The organism is Streptomyces sp. SP18BB07, from assembly GCF_036322545.1.
In the GTDB taxonomy this organism is placed as follows: domain Bacteria; phylum Actinomycetota; class Actinomycetes; order Streptomycetales; family Streptomycetaceae; genus Streptomyces; species Streptomyces deccanensis.
Window position 1 is genome coordinate 99449 of sequence record NZ_JAQYWT010000324.1, and the last position, 22074, is coordinate 121522.

The following is a 22074-nucleotide window of genomic DNA, read 5'->3' on the forward strand; positions in this document are numbered from 1 at the left end:
TCTCACGCCCCCTCCGGGTCGCGCACGCCCGGCGCGTCCGAGGTGTTGAGCACGAGGTCGAAGCGGGCGTGGCGGAACGGGTTCGCGATGCCGAAGCGCCGTGCCAGCGACGGGTCGTCGGTCTCCGTGAAGTCCTGGACGAGGCTCTCCTTCACCGCGAACACCGCGTCCGAGTCGAGGTGCTCGCTGCCGGCGACGAAGATGTGCGTGGTGACCGGGGTGTGTCCCTCGGCCGAGACGATGAAGTGGATGTGGGCCGGGCGGTAGGGGTGCCGGGCCGTGGCCCGCAGGAGGTCGCCGACCGGGCCGTCCGTCGGGATGGGGTACGGGCTCGGCACACAGGTGCGGAACCAGAAGCGGCCCTCGGCGTCCGCCGTGAAGAGTCCACGGCCGTTGCCCGCCGGCTGGACGTCGGGCTGCTGGACGTCGTAGTAGCCCTCGGCGCTCGCCTGCCAGACGTCGAGGAGCGCGCCGGGCAGCGGGGTGCCGTCCCCGGACAGCACGCGTCCGCTGATCACGCACGGTTCGCCGCCGCCGACCAGGTCGATGTCGGCGCCGAGTTCCCGGACCGGGGACTCGGTCATGTGGAACGGGCCGAGGACCGTCGACTCGGTCGCGCCCGGGCGGTCGTCGGTGGTGTCGGTGGTGTCGGTGGTGTCGCTGTTGATCGTCTCGACGAGCATCGAGATGCCGAGGACGTCCGACAGGAGGACGAACTCCTGCCGGGTGTCCGTGCAGGCCTGCCCGGTGGCCGTGAGGAAGTTGATCGCCCGCTCCCACTCCGCCGTGGTGGGCTCGGTCTCGCGGACGAAGGCGTGGAGGTGGCGGGTGAGGGCGGCCAGCAGCTCGCGCAGGCGTGGATCGGCCGTGCCGTCGAGGCTGGCGACGACCGCCTCCGTGATGCGGGTGGTGAATTCGGTGCTCATGTCCGTGGTCATACCACTGCCCGTGTCATGGCTCGCGTCGGTAATGGTCATGTCTCGGTCCCTTCCGGTCAGCCGTGACCGAGGATCCGCCGCACCGCGTCGGTCAGCAGCCGCTCGGCCTCCTCCGGGGACGCGGCCGCCGTCGCGTGGCGGAAGGCGACGTACCCGTCCGGCCGTACGAGGAGCGCTCCCCCGTCGGCGGTCTCGCGGAGCCGTGCCCAGTCGCCGTACGGGTCCTCGTACTCCTGGCCGGGGCCGATGACGGCGGTGGCGATGGGCAGGTCCTGGGCCTCGGCGGCCCGGAGCCAGTGGGCGCCGCCGATGCCGGTGAGCAGGGTGAAGCGGCCCCGGCCGACGGTGTCGAGGGTGGAGAGGGTGCGGGTGCCGGCGGTGATCCAGGCGTGCGGGAGTTTGGCGCCGGGGCGGGACGTCGGCTGGTGGTACAGCTCGGGGTCGCGGTCGAAGCCGGGGTCCGGCGTGCCGTCGGGGACGACCGCCGCCGAACTCGTCGCGGAGTAGCGCTGGTTGAGGTCGACGCCGTGCGCGTTGAACTCGTACACCTTGAACGCGATCGCCTCCCGGAGCCGGGCCCGCTGCTTCTCGGCCGCCTCGGTGTCGTCCTTGCGGGCGGCGATGTTGGCCCACAGCTGTTCGGGGGTCTGCGGGGAGAGGCCGTCGAGCGCCTCGAAGACGGGGGCGGTCTCGCCGATGGACTTGTTGGCGCGGGTGACGATCTGCCTGCCGATCGGGGCGCGTTCGGCGGTGTAGGTGTCGAGCAGCGCGGGGGACGCGGTGCCGTCGAGGACGAGTCTGAGCTTCCAGGCCAGGTTGTAGGCGTCCTGGATGGAGGTGTTGGAGCCGAGGCCGTTGGACGGCGGGTGGCGGTGGGTGGCGTCGCCGGCGCAGAAGACCCGCCCGTTCGAGTAGGTCTCGGCGTACATCTCGTTGACGGTCCAGGCCGACGACGACTTGATGGTCACGGGTATCTCGTCGTCGCCGACCAGCCTGCGGACGATCGACTCGGCGTACTCGGTGGTCAGGTCGGGGGCGCCCGCGGTGACGTCGTAGCCCCAGACGATCAGCCACTCGTTCCAGGGGCGCACGCAGCGCACCAGGCCCGCGCCGATACCGCCGACCGTGGCGCCGGGGGCGAGCACCCAGTAGAGGGTGGACGGGCGGTGCGCGGTGTACTTCGACAGGTCGGCGTCGAAGACGATGTTGATGCTGCCGGCCACGCCCATCTGACCGCCCATCGGCAGCCCGGCGTCCTCGGCGACCTGGGAGCGGCCGCCGTCGGCGCCGATGAGGTACTTGGCGCGGATGGTGTACTCGTCGCCGCGCAGCCGGTCCTCGACGGTGACGGTGACGCCCTCGTCGTCCTGCACGAAGGACTTGTAGACGGTGCTGAAGCGCAGGTTCGTGCCGCGCGCCACGGCCGCGTCGACGAGCACCGGCTCCATGAGGTGCTGCGGCATGTCGCACATGCGGGTGGGGCTGGCGAGTTCGTGCCCGGCCTGGACGAGCGGGTCGTTGCCCCAGGAGCGGATCCGGCCGAGCTCCTCCCCCGCGAGGCTGGTGCAGAAGGTCGTGTCGCCCATCAGCCGCTGCGGGGTGGCCTTCGCGACGACCTCGTCCTCGACACCGAGGTCGCGCAGTACCTCCATGGTGCGCTGGTTGGTGATGTGCGCCCGGGGCGTGTCGGCGAGGCTCGCGTAGCGGGTGACCACGATGTTGGGGACGCCGTACGTACTCAGGGCGAGCGCGGCGGAGGCGCCCGCGGGGCCACTGCCCACGATCAGTACGTCGGTCACGACATCGGGCTCGACGGTGTGCACGGGGGACGCTCCAGGGAATGAGGACAGGCACCGACCGTTCAAGATCATGGAGGGCCGTGCGGGAGCGTGGGTGTCTCAGTATGAGACAGTGCGCGCGGTTTGCTCAGGGGGGTTGTTGCCTCTTCAACCTCGCCGGGTACGGTGAGTGGCGTCGTGACCACCGCAGAGCATCTTCCCGTCGCCCCCGCCCTGGCGTCGCTGCGCAGGGCCCGTCAGTCGTTCCTCGAAGGACGCCAACTGCCGGACGGGGTCCCGGAGGAGATCGTCGCCGCCTGGAGGCGTGCCCGGTTCTTCGGCGTACGACACGACGGCGTACGGCCTGAGGACGAGCGACCCGACCGCGTACGGCCCGAGGGCGAACTCCGCGGTGGCGTACGGCCGGACGAGTCGGACCTGTTGACTGCGGCGCGGCCGGTGCTCGAACGGCTGGCCCCCGCCGTGGGTACCGGGAGAACGGCGCTCCTGCTGACCGACGAGCGGTTGCGGGTGCTGTGGGCGGCCGGGTGCGCGCCGGGCGATCCGTGCCGCGGGGACCTCTCCGAGCAGCTGGTCGGCCACAACAGCGCGGCGCTGGCACTGCGTACCCGCCGCCGCGCCGAGGTGCACGGCCCGGAGCACTTCCTCGACCTGTGGCAGGACGTGTCCGCGGTCAGCGTGCCCGTGCTCGGGCCGGAGACCGGGCGGACGGTCGGCACGGTGACGGTCACCTCCGCGTTGTACGCCGAGTGCGCGCCGCATCCGTGGGCATCGCTCGCCGAGGCGGCCGCCGGTGCCGTGGAAGCGGAACTCCTGGCGCGGTCGCGGCCGGCCGAGCGGGTCCTGCTGGACGCGTACCTGCGGGCCGCGCGGGAGCGGGGGCGGGCGGTGGTCGCCCTCGACGGCCGCAACCGGCTGGTGAGCGAGGCCGCGGGGCGGCTGTTGTCACCGGAGGGGCTGGAGGCGTTGGAGCGGGGCGTGATCGCGCTGCTGCGGGACGTGGAGGGCCGGGCGGCGACGGTCCCGGCGGGGGAACCGGCGCCTGGTGAAGCGCTGGTGGGGACGGGCACGGCTTCGGACGTGGCAAAGACCGCGCCGGGCGAAGCCCTGGTCGAGAGCGGCACGGCCTCTGACGTGCGTGCGACGGCGTGGGGTGCGGTCCCGGTCGGGGCCGGCATGGACGCCGGCGTGTATCGGGTTCGGCTTCCGGACAGCGTTCGGTGTTCCGCGACGGTCGACCCGGTGTCGCACCGTGGCGCGGTGATCGGCGCGGTGGCCGTACTGGAGCCGCTCGGCGCCGACGCCGTCGCGCCGGTCGGGCGGGATGTCGTGGCGCTGGCCGGGCACTCGGTGCCGTGGCGGCACGCGGTCGGTCGCGCCACGGAGCTGGCCAGGTCACCGGAGCCGCTGCTGCTGGTGGGCGAACGCGGCACCGGTAAGACCGCGCTGGCCCACGAACTGGCACCCGAGCTGCTGGTCGTCGACGCGGCGGAGGGTGAACTCGGCTCTGTCGTCGAGGCGTTGAAGGAAGGACACGCCCTTCTCATCCGCCACGCCGAGCGCCTCGCGCAGGCCGACACCGCGACCCTCAACTCACTGCTGGAAACGCATCCGGGCACCCCCCTGTTGGCCACCTACACCCCCGGAGCGCCCCCGGGTCCCTGTCTCCAGCGGCTCCTGGACACCCTGGCCGCCCGCACGGTCAGCCTGCCCGCGTTGCGTGAACGCCCGGAGGACATCAGGGAGTTGCTGACGGCTCTGGCTCCGAAGCCGGCCCCCGGGCAGCCCCCGCTGACCTGGACACTGGACGCCCTGCGCGCCCTGGAACGGCATCCGTGGCCCGGCAACGTCACCGAACTGGTCCATGTCGTCCGGGCGTTGGCGGAACAGCGGCGTGCGTCGGGCCCCGTCCGCCGCGCCGAACTGCCGGACCACCTCCGCGAGGGCCCTGCCACCCGGCGGCTCAGCCCCATGGAACACGCCGAACGCTCCGCCATCCTGGAGGCCCTGCGCCGCAACGGCGGCAACAAGGCCCGCACGGCGGCCTCCCTGGGCATCGCCCGCGCCACGCTGTACCGGAAACTGCGGGGTTATCGGAGCTGAGCGTGGGCACACGGACGCGTGCGTGCAGGGACGCATGCAGGCAGAGGCGCGTGCAGGCAGAGGCGCGTGCCCGCGGGCACGGTGGGTCCCGTCGTGTGGCGATCAACGGGCGGTCGCACGACCATGGGAATGCTGGTTGCCCGTTCGACCCGCTCGGCGGAGGTGGTTGGTCGATGTGCCGGTGGCTCGCCTACTCGGGAACGCCGATCCTGCTCGACACGATTCTCTACAGGCCGACGCACTCCCTGATCGACCAGAGTCTGCACTCGCGGCTGGGCGTGGAGACCACCAACGGTGACGGGTTCGGCGTCGGTTGGTACTCGCCGGATCTGGAGACCCCGGCGGTCTTCCGCGACATCGGTCCGGCCTGGAGCAACCGCAACCTGCGGGAGATCGCCGACCACGTCCGCTCCCCGCTGTTCTTCGCCCACATCCGGGCCTCGACCGGTACGGCGGTGCAGCAGACCAACAGCCATCCGTTCCGGCACGGCCGCTGGATGTGGATGCACAACGGGGCGATCGCCGACTTCCACCTGGTCCGGCGGGATCTCTCCCTGGCCGTCGACCCGGAGCTCTTCGCCTACATCGAGGGGTCCACGGACTCCGAGCTGATGTTCCACCTGGCGCTGACCTTCGGTCTGGAGGAGGACCCTCCGGGTGCCGTCGCGCGGATGGCGGGTCTGGTGGAGCAGGTCGGGCACGAGCACGGGGTGGAGTACCCGCTGCAGATGACGGTGGCCGTCACGGACGGTCAGTCGCTGTGGGCCTTCCGTTACTCCAGCCAGAAGACGTCACGCTCGCTCTTCTACAGCACCCGGGTGGAGACGCTGCGCTCGCTCCACCCCGACCTGGCCTTCCTGCGGGAGGTCTCCGACGAGACCCGACTCATCGTCTCCGAGCCCCTCGGCGATCTGCCCGGCGCCTGGAACGAGGTCCCCGAGAGCAGCTACGGCATGGTCCGGCCCGGCGCGGACCTGCTGCGTTCCTTCACCCCGCAGCCCGTGGCGGGCAGAACTCGGGTGTGACCGGGCCCCCGGGCCCCCTGTCCCCCGTCCGGCCCCGTCTCCGCTGTCAGCCGTAGCGCAGGACGCGCGGTGCGAAGGTGCCCTCGGGGCCGTCGGCGCGGCCGACCGACCACACCGTCCCGGTGCCCGGCACCGGTGCCAGCCGCAGCAGCGAGGAGCCGCCCTCCCCCGCCACCGTCGGTTCGTCGTACCCGGTGAACGTCTGCCCGTCCCAGGCGAGGAGGTCCGGCCCGGAGACCAACGGCGGATTGCTGCCCGGCGGGCCCCACTTCTGGGACCGGGACACCGCCACCCAGCCCAGTGCGCCGGACGTGGTGGCCGTCATCGACGTGATCCCACCGAAGTCGGTGGGCATGGTCACCCGGTTCCACGTCTGTCCGTCGAAGCGGAGCAGCAGCGGCGGAATCGGCCGCCCCACGGGCCCGCCGACGAATCCGGCCGTGCCGCCCGCCCACACCTCCGTCGGCGAGACCGCCAGCACACTGCCGACGGCCGAGCGCGGGAACCCGTCCACGATCGTCTGCTGCCACGCCCGGCCGTCCCAGTGCGACACGGCCGCGCCCGAGGCGGTGGCACCGGCGGCCCAGACGTCGTCGGCCGCCAGGATGTGCAGGCCGTACACCGCTCCCGGCGGCACCGGCAGGTCGCGCCAGCCGCGTCCGTCCCAGCGCAGCAGCACCTGGGCGCCGTCCCGGGAACCGATCAGCCAGGTCTCACCGCCACCGGCGACCGCCTTGGTCAGGACGACACCGCTCGGCGGGCGGCTCTCGCGCCAGGCGGTGCCGTCGTGGCGGAGCAGCCGGGCGCCGCCCGCCGCGTCGCGGCCGACCGCCCAGACCTCGGTCGGTGAGGTCGCGGCGACGGACAGCAGCTCTCCCTGCCAGCCGATCCCGGTCAGCGTGTGGCGCTGCCAGGCGGTTCCGTCCCAGCGCAGGACCAGCGGGAAGCCCGGCGCCTCGCGGCCGACGGCGTCGGCGCCCACCGCCCACGCCCGGTCCGGCCCGAACGCCACGGCCTCGTTCAGCCCGGCCTGGGGGCGCACCTGGGCCGGGACCGGAACGTGTCGCCAGGACAGGGTGTCCGCCGTGGCCGCCGTCATGAGGACCAGGAAGGCCAGGGTGGCGGCGAGAGCGGTGACGAGAAGACGGCGTGCCATGGTCAGCCTCCCAGCCGCTCGCTCATCAGGTTCGGTTGGGAGCCGTAGATCTCGACGGTCCCGAAGGCCAGCAGCCCGGGCCCGGCCTTCGCCAGGGCCCGCGGTCTGACGACGATCGCGTTCGTACGCTCGGGGCCGTAGGAGTAGGTGGTGCGCCGCCCTTCCACCCGCGCGTACTTCGACTGGAAGGCGCGGTCGCTGCGCACGGGCAGCCACAGCGCGCCGTCCGGGCCGCGCACCATGCCCTCGGTGTAGGTGTCGCCCAGCGGTGGGTGGGTGGTGCGCCAGGTGTGCCCGTCGAAGGTCATCAGGTAGGTGGTGACCACGCCGTCGGTGTACTGGCTGCCGCCGAGGGTGACCCGGCCCGACGGTTCGAGCAGGATGGTGTGCACGTTGCTGTTCGGCGGCAGCGGCACGTTCGCGTCGCGCCACGCCGTGCCGTCCCAGCGCAGGACGGTGGTGCCGGTGGTGGTGTCCGCCCAGGCCCAGGCGTCGTCGGCGGTGCGCGCGGTGATCCCCATCAGGTACAGCACACCGTCCGGGGTGGGCTGCTCGGTCCAGCCGGAACCGTCGTGGCGCAGCACCTTCGGTCCGGTGTCGTCCTCGCCGACCACCCAGGTCGCGCCCGGTACGGCGGTGAAGTCCTGGTGGACGCGCAGGGTCTGCGGCAGCGGTACGGCACTCCACGCGCCCGCCGACCGGCGCAGGATCTCCCCCGCCCCGGCGCGTTCGTGGAGGATCCACACCTCGTCGTCGACGAACTGCACCTTGCCGAGCCGGCCCACATCGTCGGCGCCGGGGAAGGTGGTGTCACGGCCCCAGGTCGTGCCGTCCCACCGGTACAGCGTGGGCCGCGGTCCGTCGGCGGCGTGCTCGGACCCGGTCGCCCAGGCCTCGCGCGGCCCGCGGGCGGCGAGATCGGCCACGGCCACCGGTGGGGCGGCCGCCGGCACCGCCAGCGCCGACCAGCTCGGCCTTGCGGCCGGCGGCCCGCCCACGGTGGGTGACGGCGGGGTGGCGGGTGAGGCCAGGGCGGCGGGTGGCGTCCCCGCGGCGCACGTGATCACCAGGCAGACGATGACCGCACGGAGACCGTTCACGAGACCCCCCAGGACGCGGCAGCTCCAGCACGGCGGGTACGCCCGCGCCGGGTGCCGGATCGCACAAACTACTGGGGTTCGCCCCTCCGTGCACAGACCGCATCCGGCCGAACACGGGCCCCTCTGGAGGCCCGCCGTCCCGTCAGGCGGGCGCGGTCGAGTCCTTGCGGGCGAGCAGGTGGACCTCCTGGAACTGCCGTGCGTCGGTGGGCTCCGGCTCGCGCACCAGCCGGGCCACTTCGGCCAGTCCCGCCTCGCGCAACATCGCGGCGAGGTGATCGGGCGACCACCGGTAGGCGGGCGCGACGGCGTGGTCGAAGACCTGCGTGGAGTGGGCCGGGCCGTCGGTCGCCGAGAAGCCGATCAGCAGGTGGCCGCCGGGGGCCAGTACCCGGTGGAACTCGACCAGGACGGCGGGGAGTTCACGAGGTGGAGTGTGGATGACGGACCATCGGGCGAGTACGCCGTCCAGCTCGCCGTCGGGGATGTCCGACGCGGCCATCGAGCCCACGTCGAACCGCAGCCCCGGGTGGGCCTGTCGAGCCAGCTCGATCATCGCGGGAGAGGCGTCGATCCCGAACGCCGCCAGCCCCAACTCGGCCAGATGAGCGGTGACATGGCCGGGCCCGCACCCCAGGTCCGCGACCCGGCCGTCTCCGGTCGCCCTGACCATCTCGGCGAAGGCACTCAACAGCGCGCGGTCCAGGGGACGTTCACGCAGCGAGTCGTGGAACAGCTGCGCGTAGGTGGCGGCAGCGGCGTCGTAGGCCTCGCGGGTGGCGCGGAGAGCATCGTGTTCGACCATGCGCGTGACAGTAGCTCCTGGAGTACGGGCGTAACGGGCGTACGGGCGTAACGGGCGTACGTCACCGTGACCGGAGTGCCGGCGAAGGCCGAGCGGTACCGGGCGACCTTTCACCCCTGCAACCGCCTCCCCCGCTCGACACGGCCCCCGTCGACAGAACGCGCCGTTATGCCCTGTTTCGGGATGGTGTGTCGGACACTGGCAGAGGAAGAAGGGGAGGCCGAGCATGCTGACCGTAGTCCGTGACCAACTGAGCCAGGCCCTGTTCCGCCGTGTCGCTGGGCCCGACGGACCGGCGGTACGGGCCCGTATACACGACACCCCCGGACCGCGCTGGTTCGGGCCCGACCGTCCGATCCGCACGGTGCACGGTGACGCCTCGATGTTCATCGGCGGGTTGAGCGCACTGCTGCTGCAGTCCCTCCACCCGCTCGCCATGGCGGCGGTGGCCGGGCACTCCGGTTACCGCGGCGACCCGTGGGGCCGACTGCAGCGCACCAGCACTTTCCTGGCCATGACCACCTACGGCACCGCCGACGACGCCCAGCGCGCGGTCGATCGCGTCCGTGGCATCCACGAGCGGATCCGGGGGACGACGGACGAGGGGGTGCCCTACCACGCGGCCGATCCGCATCTGCTCGGCTGGGTGCACGCCGCCGAGACGGACAGCTTCCTGCGCGCCCACGAGCGCTACGGAGCCCATCCACTGGACGCCGACGGCTACGACGCCTATGTCGCCGACACCGGACGCGTCGCAGAGGCACTGGGGGTGGCCGACCCGCCGCGTGACCGCCGCGAGCTGTTCGAGCGCCTGTTCGCCTACCGGCCTGAGCTGCGGGCCACGCCCGAGGCCAGGGCCGCCGCCCGCTTCCTGCTGTTCCAGCCTCCCCTGCCCCTCGCGGTACGGCCCTTCTACGGCGCCCTGGCCGTGAACGCCGTCGCACTGCTGCCGCCCTGGGCCCGCGGCATGCTGTGGCTGCCCCGCGTGCCGGTCGTCGAGAACCTCGCCGTACGCCCCACCGGCCAGGCCGTGACGCGGACCATCCGCTGGGCGATGGCCCCGTCCCGCCCCTCCGGGAGCCCCGGGAAGTGAGGCACACGTGACCGACCCCTCCGGCTCCGGCTCCGCGCGGGAGCCGCAACCGCACCACCATCGACCGCGGGCCCGGCCGCACCACCATCGGCTGCGCGCCCGGTGGCACGCCTCGCCCTTCGGACGGCTCTGGCAGCACGGGAAGGAACTGGAACTGCTGCACCGGGCCATGGGGTTCTCCGCGTTCGGCCTCGTGACGCTGGTCCCCCTGTTGATCGTCGTGGCGGCGGCGCTCCCCATCCAGGAACGCGGCTTCGCCCTGTGGGTGATCGACGCGATGAGCCTGTCCGGGCGCCCGGCGGACGCGGTGCTCGAACTGTTCGCCACACCTCGCAGGGTGCTGAGCGCGACCAGCGTCCTCAGTGGGCTGCTCGTCGCGCTGTTCGGCGTCACCTTCGCCGCGAGTGTGCAGAACGGCTACGAGAGGATCTGGGAAGTGCCCGCCGGCCCCTGGCACCATGTGTGGCGCCGCGTCGTGTGGCTCGCCGCGCTCACGGGATACCTGCTGGCCGAGACGCGGAGCGGGGCGCTACTGCGGGACGGCGCGGCACAGTCGGCCGTGCGGATCATGCTCGTCTCGCTGTTCGGGGTGCTGTTCTTCTGGTGGGGCCAGCACTTCCTGCTGGGCGAGCGGGTGCCGTGGGGCGCCCTGCTCCCGGGCGCGGTGGCCACGTTGGCGGGCCTGGGTGGCCTGCGCTGGTTCTCGGACCAGGTGTTCTCACCACTGATCGTGAGCAACGCGATCACCTATGGGGCGGTCGGCACCGTTCTGATCATCCAGTCCTGGCTCATCGGTGTCGGCTTCGTGGTGTTCGGCGGCGCGCTGCTGGGTCGCCATGTGCACGAGACGCGGCGTCGACACGGTTGATCTGGATCATCGTCGGCCCCGCCCGCCGACCCTCCGGGCGGCCCCAGGGGCTCGCCCGAGTCGTCGGCCGTTCAGTCGCAGCAATCGCAGCAGCACTTGCACGGGTTGCAGCAGCCACCGCCACCACCGCCGCAGCCGTCACCCGAACCACCACCGGAACCGCCAGACCCGCCAGACCCGCCCGACCCACCGGACCCACCGGACCCACCGGAGGATCCGCCCGAGTTGCCGCTGCCCTGGCCTCCGAACCAGCCGTCGCCCCCGGAGCCGTTCTGGCCCGAGCCGCCGCGGTTTCCCTCACCGAACTGCCAGGGCTCCCCTTCGTCCGGGCCGGCGTCGTCGTCGCAGGTGCAGCAGCTGAGGCACAGCCCGCACCGGCCGCACAACTGGCGCCAGCGGCCACAGCGCCGGCACTCCCCTTCCCGTGGCCGACCCGACGCCATCGCGGCGGCCTCCGGGGCCACGCCCGCGAGCGCCCCGACGCCACAGGTCGCGCCTGCGGCGGTCTCCGCGGACGGCTCCGTCAGGTTCCGGCGCCCCAGCCAGGGCAGCATGCGCGGGCCCCGTGCCTGGTGGCGGCGCTGGTGGTGGCGGTGCCGCGGGTCGAAGACGCGGTCGACGGCACGCTGCAGCTCGTCGCCCAGAAGGGTCTGGGCCAACCGGCCGTCGACGAACTCGGTGTCGGACAGGGCCAGTCGGATCCCGTGAACGGCGTCGTCGCAGAGCCGGCGCACCTCGGCGCGGTCCGCGCCGGTCACGGCGATCGGGTTCCACGCGCCCGACGCCTCGTCGGCGTCGAGGTCCTCCACCGCGTCCAGCAGGTGCGCCAGGCGACCGAACAGACGGCCTGCCTCCGCCAGCGGTCCGGCGTTGCCCGGGCGGTCGGCGAGCACGGCGGTGTGGGCGAAGGCCGCGGCGGTCGCCGTCTCCGTGGGCTCCGTGACCCTCAGCAGCGAGCCGCCGGGACCGGTCGTCCGCTCGATCTCCGGCTGGCGTTCGACCGCGGCGAGCATGACCTCGGTGTCGAAGCCGAGACGTTCGCCGCCCGCGGCGCCCGCGCGGTCCCAGCCGTGGGCGACGCGGCGTGCCGCCAGCGTCACCGGACGGCGTCCCAACAGGCCGTCGCCGTCGGCCACATGGTCACGTATCTTCGCCGCCGCCAGCACCAACGAGACCGTCGCCGCCAGCCGCGCGCCCTCGCCCTGCGCCACGTTCGCCGACCGCATCCCGCGCAGCGGGCAGGGGCCGGCGTCGCGCCGCCAGTCGCCGGTGCGCTCCGACTGCGCCTCGGTCAGCACCGAGACGATCAGACCGTCGTAGTTGGTGGCCACCCGCGCGAACTGTCCGTACTCGCCGCGCAGCGCCAGGCACAGCCCACACAGGTGCGCCATCCACTCGGTGCGCATGCCCTCGCCCAGACGATGACGGCATGGCCTGATGATCCCGAACACCGAAGTTCCCCCCGTAGACACCGCTACCCGGACACCGCTGGACGGACCGGACGTCAACCACGTATGACGCCAACAATGATCAAGGGGCTGTTTCGGATAACTCCGAAACAGCCCCTGATCCGCGACTCTTTCAAGTCGGGACGACAGGATTTGAACCTGCGACCCCTTGACCCCCAGTCAAGTGCGCTACCAAGCTGCGCCACGTCCCGGTGCGCTGCCCGCGGGGAACCGCGTGATCGCGCACTGAGAACTTTACCGTACGTCGGCCACTGCCCCGCGGCCGGTGAGCGGCGAGGGACAATCGAGGCATGAGCGGGACAGCGGAGGACGGGACGGCGCCGGAGCGGGACCGGGACGAGGAGGGGCGGGCGCGGAGCGCGCGGCCCCGGGACGGGCTGGGGCGCCCGTTGCCGTACGGGGCGCCGGGGGTGGAGCGGCAGCCCGAGGGGGTGGTGCGTGACCCCGAGGAGACGGTCGTCGAGGCGCAGGCGCTGCTGGACGCGGGGAAGCCGTTCCACGCGCACGAGGTCTTCGAGGACGCCTGGAAGTCCGGGCCGGACGAGGAGCGCGCGCTGTGGCGCGGCCTCGCCCAGCTCGCGGTGGGGCTCACGCACTCGGCGCGCGGGAACGTCAAGGGCGGGGCGCGGCTGTTGCGGCGCGGGGCCGGGGCGGTGGAGGAGTGGGGCGCCGGGAGTGGTCGGCCACGACCCTACGGGGTTGATCTGGCGGGAGTGGGAGCGTGGGCGCGGCGCTTGGCCGGTGTCGTGGAGGGGGGTGGGGAGGCGGTTGACGCGGGGGCGTGGGCGCCGCGGTTGCGGGGTGACTAGAGGGGGTGCGAGCGGGGGTTCGTTGTCGGGTGCGGGTCCGGTGGGGCTTCTCGCGCAGGTCCCCGCGCCCCTGAAAAGCAGGGGCTGCGCCCCGTGCTTTTCAGGGTCAGCGGAGCAGTAGTTGTAGGCCGCCGACGATCGTCGCCGCGATCACCAGTTGTTCGAACAGTTTCTGGTTGATGCGGCTCACCGCCCACTTGCCGAGGAACGCGCCCGGAACGACGAACAGGGCGAGCGCGGCGTCCAGTAGTAGTGAGTGCGCGTCGATGAGGCCGAGGCCCACGCTGAAGGGGACCTTGGAGACGTTGACGATGAGGAAGAAGAACGCCGAGGTGCCCAGGAAGCCGAGCTTCCGGAAGCCCGCCGAGAGCAGGTACATGGACATCACGGGGCCGCCGGCGTTGGCGACCATGGTGGTGAAGCCGCCGAGGACGCCGTACGAGCGGGCCTTCGCGCGGCCGGCGCGGGTGGTGATCGCGTCGGGTTCGTCGTCCTTGTCGGCCGTGCGGCGGCGCCAGATCGTCACGGCCGACATCAGCAGCAGGATCGCGCCGATGGAGGTGCGGACGATTCCGTCGTCGGCCCAGACCAGGAACAGCGTGCCGAGGAGCACGCCCGCGCCCACCGCCGGGAAGAGCTTCCAGAGGGTGGGCCAGTGGGCGTGCCTGCGGTAGGTGAGCACCGCGAGGACGTCGCCGACGATGAGGATCGGCAGGAGTACGCCGGTCGAGGCGCGGGCGGGCAGGACGGCGGCGAAGATCGCGAGGCTGACCGTGTTGGCACCGCTCACGGCGGTCTTGGAGAAGCCGACGAGCAGGGCGGCGAAGGCGAGGGCCGCGAACTCGGCCGTGGACAGGTGCCAGAGAGTCATCGTGTTCATGCGGGGTCCGATGCTATGCGCAGCTATCGGCGGCCGACAGGACCGTCTCGCCAGTTGACCCTGCCGCCGGGGCGTCCCGTGCCCTGCCGCCGGGGCGGCGCTTTGGCCCCGGACGGCCCATGGACCATCGTTCGGTGGGCTGGCAAGATCCCCCGGGTACCTTCACCGACGTAGTTGGAGGAGTCATGGCCGACTCGCGCGAGCACAGCTTCGCCGGTACGCGGGGCGGTGTCACCGCGAGGGAATGGCCGTGCGAGGGGGCGCGGTACGTCGTGCTCCTGGTGCACGGCTACGGGGAGCACATCGGCCGGTACGAGCATGTGGCCGACGCGCTGGTGCGGCACGGCGCGGCGGTGTTCGGCCCCGATCACATGGGGCACGGCAGGTCGGCGGGCGAGCGGGTGCTGATCGAGGACTTCGAGGCCGTGGTCACCGATGTGCACGCCGTGGAGGTGCTGGCGCGGGCGGCGTACCCGGGGCTGCCGGTGGTGCTGATCGGTCACTCCATGGGCGGTCTGATCGGGGCGCGGTACGCCCAGCGGTACGGTGCGGGGCTCGCGGCGGTCGTGCTGTCCGGGCCGCTGATCGGGATCTGGGAGCCGCTGCGGGCGCTGCTCGCGCCGCCCGAGGTGCCCGAGGTGCCGCTCGATCCGAAGCTGCTCTCGCGGGACATGGCGGTCGGTGCCACGTACGCGAAGGATCCGCTGGTGTGGCACGGCCCGTTCAAGCGGCCGACGCTGGAGGCCATCGACCGCGCCCTGGAGACGATCTCGAAGGGTGGGACCCTCGGTCCGCTGCCGCTGCTGTGGCTGCACGGCGACGACGACCGGATCGTGCCGCTGCCCGGCAGCCGTACGGGGATCGAGGATCTCCGGGGCACCGAGTGGACCGAGCGCGTCTATCCGGGCGCCCGGCACGAGGTGTTCAACGAGACGAACCGGGACGAAGTACTCACGGACGTCAAGGAGTTCGTGGACGGCGTACTGGGTCGCTGAGCCCGCGTTTTCCGTCGTCCGCCCTGGGCACCCGGCCCCGCATGGAGTGGTTGCGGAGAGCGGCCTGCGTGGGAGAGGACCCCGAACTGTTCTTCCCCGTGGGCACCACAGGACCGGCGCTGGACGACGTCGCCGCCGCCAAACGCGTCTGCGGCCGCTGCCCGGTGCGCCGCGAGTGCCTCATGTGGGCGCTCGGCAACGGGCAGACGGCCGGCGTGTGGGGCGGCATGGGCGAGGAGGAACGCACCGATCTGCTCCGCAGAACCGGGAGCGCCGACGCCGCTCGGCACGAGGCACTCGCCGGAACGAAGCGATGAGGAGTGACGCGTAGATGACGATGGTGAGGAGCACGCTTCCCGAGCCCGCCCGCCGGATCGCGGGCGACGCGCTGCAGGAGAGCCTGGTGGATCTGCTGGGGCTCTCGCTGATCGGTAAGCAGGCCCACTGGAACATCGTGGGACCGAGGTTCCGCTCGATCCACCTCCAGCTCGACGAGGTGGTGTCCACGACACGGTCCTACGCCGATCAGGTCGCCGAACGCGCGGCCGCCATCGGGGTCTCCCCGGACGGCCGGCCGGAGACCGTGGCGGCACGGTTCGACCTGCAGGGGCCGAAGGAGGGCTGGCTGCGGGACACCGAGGTCGTACGGATGCTGGTCGAGGCGCTGGAGGCGGCGATCGGGCGGCTGCGGGAGCGGATCGACGCGACCGAGGAGGCCGACAAGGTCACCCAGGACCTGCTGATCTCACTGACCTACGAGTTGGAGAAGCAGCGCTGGATGTTCGAGGCCGAGAACTGGCCGCGCGAGGACTGACGGCGGCACGGCCCGCGACGTCGGCGCACCGAGCCGGTCCGGCACCGGCCACCCCCGACCTGCCTTGCCGATGACCGGACCGCCGAGGCCCCCGACCGCGCACGGCGGTCGGGGGCCTCGGCGGTCCGGCGTGTCGCACGGTTCGTCAGGTGGCGCGCTTTCCGGCCGCCACGGCCGCGAGCAGCCGGTCGCGTGACTCCTCGACCAGGCGACGGGCCCGGTCGACGTCGGCGAGCAGCCTGCCGTCGCGCTTGTGGATCACGCCGTCGACGATGACCGTCTCCACGTTGGAGACGTCCGCGCTGAGCGTCACGGCGGCGGTCGCGTCGTGCACGGGCGCCATGTTGAGGGCGGTGGCGTCGAGGGCTACGACATCGGCGCGCTTGCCCGGGGTGAGGGAGCCGGTACGGTCCTCCAGGCCGGCCACGTGGGCGCCGTTGAGCGTGGCGATCTCCAGCATCTGACGAGCCGTCAACATGCTGGCGGGGACGGGGAGGTTGGCCTGCCAGCAGTCGGCGTTGACGCGGGCGCGTTCGGCGCCGAAGGCGGCGCGGATCTGGGTGAACATGTCGCCGGGCACGGTGGTGACGACGTCGATGCTCAGGGACGGCCGCAGTCCGTGTTCGATCGCCTGTGACACCGGCGGCCAGCCGTGCCCCATCTGGGTCTCCACCTGGGCGGCGATGGAGACCGTTCCGCCGCTGTCGGCCACCATCCGCCACTCGTCCTCACCCAGGTAGCAGCAGTGGACGTAGGTCGTGTCGGGGCCGAGCAGGCCCATCTGGTGCAGTCGCCTGACCATGCCGAAGCGTCCGGCGAGGCGGCCCATGGCGACGTGCACGGTGATCGGGATGCCCAGCTCGCGGGCGAGGTCCCACTCCTGCTGGACCACGTCGTCGGTGCAGAAGCCGGGGCCCCGGGTGGCCAGGGCCATGGTGAGCAGGCCCCCGTCGGAGGCGAAGTGCTCGGCACGGATCCGGCGTACGTCGTCGCCGGGTACCGCGATCCTGCTGTCGAACCAGTAGTCGGTGAGGGAGGTGTTGGCGCTGCCGTACGCGTACTGGGCCCGGATGCCGGTCTCCTTCAGCGCCTGGATCGCGGCGTCCGGATGCTCGGGCGTGTTGTTGATGTGGGACCAGTCGACGAGGGTGGTGATGCCCGCGTTGAGGCACTCCAGGGTGCCGGCCAGGTTGCCCGCGTACACATCCTCCGGGGTGAAGACGGGCGCGAAGGTGTCGAGGACGTCGACGAAGTAGTCGTCGAGGGTGGCGTCGGGGGCGCAGCCCCGGATCGGGGCCTCCCAGGTGTGGCGGTGGGTGTCGACGAAGCCGGGGACGACGATACGGCCGGTCATGTCGAGCACCTCGGCGTCCACGTCCGCGTCGATCTCCGGCTCGACCGCCGTGATCGTGCCGTCCTCGATGAGGATGTCGCCCCGGGGCAGGTCACCGACGGCCGGATCCATGCTGACGACATGGCCCGAGCGCAGGAGCATCCGTGTGGTCATCGCCATTCCTCCCAGAGATGGGTCCGCATAAGAACTGACGGAATGTCAGTATGCGGTGACCTCACGGATGCTCCACATGACCCGGCCGACGGTGGCCGGTGGCCCGGTCGGTCGGGGGCTACGAGCGGGGCAGTGGGGCCAGGCCCAAGTGGTCGCGGAGGGTTGTGCCCTCGTAGTCCGTGCGGAAGACGCCCTGTTCCTGGAGGAGCGGGACGACCTTGTCGGCGAAGGGGTCGAGGCCGGCGGGGGTGATGTGGGGGACGAGGATGAAACCGTCGGCGGCGTCGGACTGGACGTAGTCGTTGATGGTCCGCGCGACGGTCTCGGGCGAGCCGACGAAGCTCTGGCGGTTGCCGGTCTCGATGACGAGGTCGCGGATGGACCAGCCGTTGGCGGCGGCGAGCTCCCGCCATTCCCGGGCGGTGGCGAGCGGGTCGCGGTACATCCGCACCTGGGCGCGGCCCTTGGAGATGTGCGTGTCCCCGGTGTCCGGGTCGATGTCGGGGAGGGGGCCGTCGGGGTCGTAGGAGGACAGGTCCCGGTTCCAGACGAACTCCAGGTGCTTGATGGCGGTGGCGCCGCTGACCTGGAGCCGGCGTACCTCCCTGGCGAGTTCCGCGGCCTCGGCGTCGGTGTCGCCCAGGACGAAGGTGGCCGCGGGCAGGATCAGCAGTTGGTCGTGGCGGCGGCCGTGGCGGGCGAGGCGGTTCTTGACGTCGCTGTAGAAGGCCCGCCCCGCGTCCAGGCTCGCGTACCGGCTGAAGATGGCGTCGGCGCTCGACGCGGCGAACTCGCGGCCCTCCTCCGAGTCTCCCGCCTGGAAGATCACGGGCCTGCCCTGGGGTGAGCGCGGGACGTTGAACCGGCCCTCGATGTCGAAGTGCAGGCCGGTGTGGACGAAGGCCCCGGCCTTGGCGTCCCGCAGGAAGACGCCCGACTCCTGGTCGGCGACGATCTCGTCCCCGTCCCATGAGTCGAAGAGTTCGGTGGCCGTGGCCAGGAACTCCTTGGCCCGGGAGTAGCGCTCCTCCTGCGGCAGGAATCCGCCCCGGCGGAAGTTCTCGCCGGTGAAGGCGTCCCAGGAGGTGACCACGTTCCAGGCGGCGCGCCCGTCGGAGAGGTGGTCGAGGCTCGCGAACTGGCGGGCCACCTCGTAGGGCTCGTTGAAGGTGGAGTTGATGGTGCCGGTCAGTCCGAGGCGCTCGGTGACGGCGGCGAGCGCGGCGAGGACGGTGAAGGTGTCGGGGCGTCCGACGACGTCCAAGTCGTAGATCTTTCCGCCCTGTTCGCGCAGCCGCAGGCCCTCCGCGAGGAACAGGAAGTCGAACTTGGCGCGTTCGGCGGTGCGGGCGAAGTGCGCGAAGGAGCTGAAATCGATGTGACTGCCTGCCTCGGGGTCGCTCCAGACGGTGGTGTTGTTGACGCCGGGGAAGTGGGCGGCCAGGTGGATCTGCTTCAGGGGCTTCGTGGCGTTCGTGGACTTCTGGGGCTTGCTCATGGGTGGGTCTCCCGTCCGGCTCAGGCCGTCGCGGCGGCGTAGCGGTTGGCGGGGCGGGCCAGGCCCAGCAGGCCCCGCAGGGTGTCGGCCTCGTAGCCGCGTCGGAAGGCGGCTCGGCGTTGGAGTTCGGGAACCAGAGCTCGGGTGATCGCCGGGAGGTCGTGGCCGAGCACGGCGGGGCGCAGCCGGAAGCCGGACAGCCCGGCGCTCGCCAACTCCTGCAACAGGTCCGCCAGTTGGGTCGGACTGCCGGTGAAGATCCGGGCGTCGCTCGTGTACGGCTCGCCCGCGAGCGTGTCGAGGCGTTCCCGGCGGGCCGCCGCCTCGGCCGGGTCGTCGTCGAGGAAGACCACCAGGTCGCCGAAGAGGTGCAGCGGCTCGTCGGCGCGCCCGGCGGACGCCTGCTCCGCGCGGATCTCGGCGACGATCGCGCGCGCCTGGCCGGTGTCGTGCGGGGTGACGTAGCCGATGTCGGCCTGGCGGGCCACCAGCCGGTAGGGGACGGTGTCATGGGCGAGCGCGGTCACGACGGGCTGGCCCTGCGGCGGGCGGGGTGTGATGGAGGGCCCCTTGACGCTGAAGTGGCGGCCCTCGAAGTCGATGTAGTGCAGCTTGTCGCGGTCGATGAACCGGCCGGTGGCTGTGTCCCGGATCTCGGCGTCGTCCTCCCAGCTGTCCCAGAGGCGGCGCACGACCTCGACGTGGTCGGCGGCCTCGTCGAACAGCTCGCTCACCACCTCCCGGGCGTCCGGGCTGTCGTAGGCCGCGATGCGCGGGATCGTCCGGCGGCCGAAGTGGGCCGCCTCATTGGGCCGGGCAGTGATCTGCACCCGCAGGCCGGCGCGGCCGGAGCTCACGTGGTCGAGGGTGGCGATCGCCTTGGAGATGTGGAAGGGCTCGGTGTGGGTGGCCACGACGGTCGGCACGATGCCTATGTGCCGGGTGAGGGGGGCGATCCGGGCCGCGATCAGGACGGCGTCCAGGCGGCCGCGGACCTGGTCGGTGCGTTCGTCGGGGTCGAGGAAGTGCGAGGACTGCGGGCCGAGGCCGTCCTCCAGGGTCACGAAGTCGAGCAGTCCGTGCTCGGCCTCGGCGACGAGGTCGGCCCAGTACCCGGCGGTGAACACCTCCCGGGGGCGGGCGGTCGGCTCTCGCCAGGAGGCGGGGTGCCATCCGGTGCCGTCGAGGGCGACCGCGAGGTGCAGTGCCGGAGTGGGCGCGGTGGAGGAGGACGAGGTGGAGGGGGTGGGGGCTGCTGGGGACACGGGTGGGTGCCTTCCTAGGAAGTTCGTACGGTCCTCGCGGGAGGTGTTCCCGGACTCCGGACCGTGCGGATGGGGGAGCCGCGACGCAGGGTGAAGCCGAGGGACTCGTAGAGCCGGATCGCCGGGAGGTTGTCCGCGGACGCGTGCAGGAAAGGGGTGTCGCCGCGTGCGCGGATGCCCGCGGCGACGGCGCGGACCAGCCGGGTGGCGAGGCCCCGGCCGCGGTGGTCGGGGTCGGTGCAGACCGCGCTGATCTCGGTCCAGCCGGGCGGGTGGAGCCTTTCCCCGGCCATGGCGATCAGCCGTCCGCCGTCCCGGATGCCGAGATAGGTGCCCAGTTCGACGGTCCGCTTCAGAAAGGGGCCCGGTTCGGTGCGGGCGACGAGGTCCAGGATCTCGGGGACGTCGTCGAGCCCGAGCCGCACCGCCTCGGGGGCGGGCTCGGCCCGGAGGCCGGTGTCCACCAGTTGGACACCCTGTCCGCCGCCGAGCACCTCCCAGCCGTCGGGGACCCGGTCGACCGGCTTGACGCGGACGACGGTCCCCGCGCCGACGAGCGTGTGCAGGTCGGCCCAGGCGGCGGGGTCCTCGGGGTCGGCGAGGGCGGCGAAGTCGTAGACGTCGGCGGGGTAGCGGGCGGCGCGGCCGACCCGTTCGGCGAAGGCGGCGTGCGGGCCGTCGAGGGAGGTCCAGACGGCGTTGTCGAGGACCGCTGGGTCCGGTACGAGCGGGGCTCCGCTCCCGTGGAGGTCGGTCTGGTGGGCCACGGGGGCGGAGTCCTCTCCTCAGTCGACGGCATGCGTGCCGGCGGGGTGACGGGTGGTCAGGAGTTGGTGAGCGGCAGGCCGGGCGGGTTGACCTCGGACTTCTCCACGGACTCGTTGGAGAGGTTCCAGGCCTTCAGCCACTCGGCGTACTGGCCGTTCTCGATCAGGTGGTTGATGGCCTCGGCGAGCGGCTCGGCGAGACCGCTGCCCTTCTTCGCGGTCGCGGCGATCAGGCCCTGGAGGGTCTCACCGGCGCCGGAGAACTGGCCCGCGATACGGGTCGCCTGGGGCGTGCCGGCGGTCTTGGCCGCGTGGTAGGCGAGGTTGGGGCTGGGGCCGAAGTAGGCGTCGATCTTGCCGCTGCTCAGCGCCAGGTAGATGCTGTTGCTCTCCTGGAAGTACTTGACGGTGAGGGGCTTCTTGCCCTCCTTCGCCAGCTTCGCCTTCCACTCCAGGAGGATCTTCTCCTGGTTGGTGCCGTTGCCGACGGTGACCGTCCTCCCGGCGAGGTTCTCGTAGTTCCCGTCGAAGTTCCAGGCGCTGTCCTTCTTGGTCTCGAAGGCCAGGTCGTCCTTGCGGTAGGAGGCGAACTCGTACTTCTGCTTGCGCTCCTCGGTGTCGGTGATGTTGGAGAAACCGACGTCGACCTTGCCGCTGTCGATCCCGATGAACAGGTTCTCCCAGGTCGACTGGCGTATCTCGGGTTCGAGGCCGAGCACGGCGGCCACGAGTCTGGCGAGGTCGGGCTCGGAGCCGGTGACGGTCTTCTGGTCGCTGCCGATGAAGCCGAGCGGCGGACTGCCGGACGGCAGCGTGCCCGAGCCGATCACCAGCTTGCCGCTCTTCCTGATCGCGGCGGGCAGCTTGGCGCTGATCGACTTCACCTCGGTGACCTTGATCTCGGTCTCCTCGGCGGCACCGTTGGCCAGTTGTCCCACGGTGACCGTGCCGGCGGCGTCGGTCCTGGTGGCGGCCTCGGTGTCGCCCCCGCAGGCGGTGAGCCCGGTGGCGAGGGTGGCTGCGGCGGTCGCCGCGGTGATACCGCGCAGCAGGCTGCGCCGGGAGAACCGGGTGTGCGTGGGCATCGCTGGGTGTCCTTGTCGTTTCGAGAGGGTGGTGCGGGCGGTGTGGGGGAAGTGCGGGGGGCTCGGGGTCACACGGGGTCAGGACCTTGCTGACACGG

The 22074-nt window shown here is 72.2% G+C and carries 20 protein-coding genes and 1 tRNA gene; 8 read left to right on the forward strand and 13 right to left on the reverse strand.

Annotation, left to right across the window (positions count from 1 at the left end):
• Window positions 1–2 precede the first annotated feature (2 nt).
• Both PUR53_RS24320 and PUR53_RS24325 read right to left on the reverse strand, forming a co-directional pair.
• Complete coding sequence (locus PUR53_RS24320) at window positions 3–926, reverse strand: intradiol ring-cleavage dioxygenase (protein WP_329909635.1); 924 nt, start codon at window positions 924–926, stop codon at window positions 3–5.
• A gap of 68 nt (window positions 927–994) precedes the next feature.
• Window positions 995–2761 carry an FAD-dependent oxidoreductase gene (locus PUR53_RS24325; RefSeq protein ID WP_329909636.1) on the reverse strand — a complete coding sequence of 589 codons (1767 nt, stop codon included), beginning with the start codon at window positions 2759–2761 and terminating at the stop codon, window positions 995–997.
• A gap of 153 nt (window positions 2762–2914) precedes the next feature.
• Here PUR53_RS24325 and PUR53_RS24330 point away from each other — a divergent pair, with 153 nt between their 5' ends.
• Window positions 2915–4840, forward strand: coding sequence for a helix-turn-helix domain-containing protein (locus tag PUR53_RS24330; protein WP_329909637.1), 1926 nt, complete (start codon window positions 2915–2917; stop codon window positions 4838–4840).
• 173 nt (window positions 4841–5013) lie between these two features.
• Window positions 5014–5865, forward strand: a complete 852-nt coding sequence (locus tag PUR53_RS24335; protein WP_329902243.1) for a class II glutamine amidotransferase — start codon at window positions 5014–5016, stop codon at window positions 5863–5865.
• A gap of 46 nt (window positions 5866–5911) precedes the next feature.
• On the opposite strand, the gene PUR53_RS24340 is transcribed toward PUR53_RS24335, so the two are convergent.
• From PUR53_RS24340 to PUR53_RS24350, 3 genes are all read right to left on the reverse strand, one after another.
• Complete coding sequence (locus tag PUR53_RS24340) at window positions 5912–7021, reverse strand: hypothetical protein (protein ID WP_329909638.1); 1110 nt, start codon at window positions 7019–7021, stop codon at window positions 5912–5914.
• A 2-nt stretch (window positions 7022–7023) separates the two neighbouring features.
• On the reverse strand, window positions 7024–8121 hold the full coding sequence (locus PUR53_RS24345) for a hypothetical protein (RefSeq protein ID WP_329909639.1): 1098 nt from the start codon (window positions 8119–8121) through the stop codon (window positions 7024–7026).
• Window positions 8122–8263: 142 nt separating this feature from the next.
• A complete protein-coding gene (locus PUR53_RS24350; protein WP_329909640.1) occupies window positions 8264–8926 on the reverse strand; it encodes a class I SAM-dependent methyltransferase in 663 nt (220 codons plus the stop codon).
• A gap of 226 nt (window positions 8927–9152) precedes the next feature.
• Between PUR53_RS24350 and PUR53_RS24355 the strand changes: the two genes are divergently transcribed.
• Both PUR53_RS24355 and PUR53_RS24360 read left to right on the forward strand, forming a co-directional pair.
• Window positions 9153–10019, forward strand: coding sequence for an oxygenase MpaB family protein (locus PUR53_RS24355; protein ID WP_329909641.1), 867 nt, complete (start codon window positions 9153–9155; stop codon window positions 10017–10019).
• 7 nt (window positions 10020–10026) lie between these two features.
• Complete coding sequence (locus PUR53_RS24360) at window positions 10027–10887, forward strand: ribonuclease BN (RefSeq protein WP_329909642.1); 861 nt, start codon at window positions 10027–10029, stop codon at window positions 10885–10887.
• Window positions 10888–10958: 71 nt separating this feature from the next.
• On the opposite strand, the gene PUR53_RS24365 is transcribed toward PUR53_RS24360, so the two are convergent.
• On the reverse strand, window positions 10959–12338 hold the full coding sequence (locus tag PUR53_RS24365) for a DUF5685 family protein (protein ID WP_329902249.1): 1380 nt from the start codon (window positions 12336–12338) through the stop codon (window positions 10959–10961).
• 135 nt (window positions 12339–12473) lie between these two features.
• Window positions 12474–12547: transfer RNA gene (locus PUR53_RS24370), tRNA-Pro, on the reverse strand.
• A 99-nt stretch (window positions 12548–12646) separates the two neighbouring features.
• Between PUR53_RS24370 and PUR53_RS24375 the strand changes: the two genes are divergently transcribed.
• On the forward strand, window positions 12647–13165 hold the full coding sequence (locus tag PUR53_RS24375) for a DUF309 domain-containing protein (RefSeq protein ID WP_329902250.1): 519 nt from the start codon (window positions 12647–12649) through the stop codon (window positions 13163–13165).
• A gap of 106 nt (window positions 13166–13271) precedes the next feature.
• Here the strand turns inward: PUR53_RS24375 and PUR53_RS24380 are convergent, their stop codons facing one another.
• Window positions 13272–14045 (reverse strand): sulfite exporter TauE/SafE family protein, encoded by a 774-nt coding sequence (locus tag PUR53_RS24380; protein WP_329902251.1) that lies wholly within the window; start codon window positions 14043–14045, stop codon window positions 13272–13274.
• Window positions 14046–14230: 185 nt separating this feature from the next.
• Here PUR53_RS24380 and PUR53_RS24385 point away from each other — a divergent pair, with 185 nt between their 5' ends.
• Genes PUR53_RS24385 through PUR53_RS24395 form a run of 3 tightly spaced genes read left to right on the forward strand, consistent with a single transcriptional unit; the run spans window position 14231 to window position 15854 of the window.
• Window positions 14231–15040, forward strand: a complete 810-nt coding sequence (locus PUR53_RS24385; RefSeq protein WP_329902252.1) for an alpha/beta hydrolase — start codon at window positions 14231–14233, stop codon at window positions 15038–15040.
• A 41-nt stretch (window positions 15041–15081) separates the two neighbouring features.
• Window positions 15082–15357 (forward strand): WhiB family transcriptional regulator, encoded by a 276-nt coding sequence (locus PUR53_RS24390; protein ID WP_319241575.1) that lies wholly within the window; start codon window positions 15082–15084, stop codon window positions 15355–15357.
• Window positions 15358–15371: 14 nt separating this feature from the next.
• Window positions 15372–15854: a Dps family protein gene (locus tag PUR53_RS24395; RefSeq protein ID WP_329902253.1), complete on the forward strand. Its 483-nt coding sequence runs from the start codon at window positions 15372–15374 to the stop codon at window positions 15852–15854.
• A gap of 145 nt (window positions 15855–15999) precedes the next feature.
• Here the strand turns inward: PUR53_RS24395 and PUR53_RS24400 are convergent, their stop codons facing one another.
• From PUR53_RS24400 to PUR53_RS24420, 5 genes are all read right to left on the reverse strand, one after another.
• On the reverse strand, window positions 16000–17361 hold the full coding sequence (locus PUR53_RS24400) for an amidohydrolase family protein (protein ID WP_329902254.1): 1362 nt from the start codon (window positions 17359–17361) through the stop codon (window positions 16000–16002).
• 118 nt (window positions 17362–17479) lie between these two features.
• Window positions 17480–18859, reverse strand: a complete 1380-nt coding sequence (locus tag PUR53_RS24405; protein ID WP_329909643.1) for an NtaA/DmoA family FMN-dependent monooxygenase — start codon at window positions 18857–18859, stop codon at window positions 17480–17482.
• 20 nt (window positions 18860–18879) lie between these two features.
• A complete protein-coding gene (locus PUR53_RS24410) occupies window positions 18880–20124 on the reverse strand; it encodes an LLM class flavin-dependent oxidoreductase (RefSeq protein ID WP_329909644.1) in 1245 nt (414 codons plus the stop codon).
• A 14-nt stretch (window positions 20125–20138) separates the two neighbouring features.
• Entirely contained in the window at window positions 20139–20891 is a 753-nt protein-coding gene (locus PUR53_RS24415) for a GNAT family N-acetyltransferase (protein ID WP_329909645.1), read from the reverse strand.
• 56 nt (window positions 20892–20947) lie between these two features.
• A complete protein-coding gene (locus tag PUR53_RS24420; protein ID WP_329902258.1) occupies window positions 20948–21976 on the reverse strand; it encodes an ABC transporter substrate-binding protein in 1029 nt (342 codons plus the stop codon).
• Window positions 21977–22074 lie beyond the last annotated feature (98 nt).

What these genes read in the sequence shown, in the direction of transcription:
- PUR53_RS24320 (WP_329909635.1), bottom strand. Translation starts at nt 926, where the DNA reads ATGAGCACCGAATTCACCACCCGCATCACGGAGGCGGTCGTCGCCAGC.
- PUR53_RS24335 (WP_329902243.1), top strand. Translation starts at nt 5,014, where the DNA reads ATGTGCCGGTGGCTCGCCTACTCGGGAACGCCGATCCTGCTCGACACG.
- PUR53_RS24340 (WP_329909638.1), bottom strand. Translation starts at nt 7,021, where the DNA reads ATGGCACGCCGTCTTCTCGTCACCGCTCTCGCCGCCACCCTGGCCTTC.
- PUR53_RS24350 (WP_329909640.1), bottom strand. Translation starts at nt 8,926, where the DNA reads ATGGTCGAACACGATGCTCTCCGCGCCACCCGCGAGGCCTACGACGCC.
- PUR53_RS24355 (WP_329909641.1), top strand. Translation starts at nt 9,153, where the DNA reads ATGCTGACCGTAGTCCGTGACCAACTGAGCCAGGCCCTGTTCCGCCGT.
- PUR53_RS24375 (WP_329902250.1), top strand. Translation starts at nt 12,647, where the DNA reads ATGAGCGGGACAGCGGAGGACGGGACGGCGCCGGAGCGGGACCGGGAC.
- PUR53_RS24380 (WP_329902251.1), bottom strand. Translation starts at nt 14,045, where the DNA reads ATGAACACGATGACTCTCTGGCACCTGTCCACGGCCGAGTTCGCGGCC.
- PUR53_RS24385 (WP_329902252.1), top strand. Translation starts at nt 14,231, where the DNA reads ATGGCCGACTCGCGCGAGCACAGCTTCGCCGGTACGCGGGGCGGTGTC.
- PUR53_RS24390 (WP_319241575.1), top strand. Translation starts at nt 15,082, where the DNA reads ATGGAGTGGTTGCGGAGAGCGGCCTGCGTGGGAGAGGACCCCGAACTG.
- PUR53_RS24395 (WP_329902253.1), top strand. Translation starts at nt 15,372, where the DNA reads ATGACGATGGTGAGGAGCACGCTTCCCGAGCCCGCCCGCCGGATCGCG.
- PUR53_RS24400 (WP_329902254.1), bottom strand. Translation starts at nt 17,361, where the DNA reads ATGACCACACGGATGCTCCTGCGCTCGGGCCATGTCGTCAGCATGGAT.
- PUR53_RS24405 (WP_329909643.1), bottom strand. Translation starts at nt 18,859, where the DNA reads ATGAGCAAGCCCCAGAAGTCCACGAACGCCACGAAGCCCCTGAAGCAG.
- PUR53_RS24420 (WP_329902258.1), bottom strand. Translation starts at nt 21,976, where the DNA reads ATGCCCACGCACACCCGGTTCTCCCGGCGCAGCCTGCTGCGCGGTATC.